Here is a 234-nt window from a genome sequence, read left to right on the forward strand (position 1 = left end):
TTGCACTGGCGGTAGCAAGCGCACGTGTTCTCTGCGCCGTTGCACACTCGCGCGTGTATGCAGCATAGTCGTTTTGTCTAACTTTTAGTAAGAATTTTAACATTGCGAGTGCCCTTTTGTCCACCAATCGTTCACCTTGCCGCAAAAAATCGATTCTCGCGAAGGTTGTTTTGTCAAAAGGGGGCAGTTGTGCATGCCGGCAAAATGAATTTTTATTTAAAATGCCCGCCACTA

It is taken from the genome of Prevotella sp. HMSC073D09 (genome assembly GCF_001814145.1).
GTDB classification, from domain to species: Bacteria; Bacteroidota; Bacteroidia; order Bacteroidales; family Bacteroidaceae; genus Prevotella; species Prevotella conceptionensis.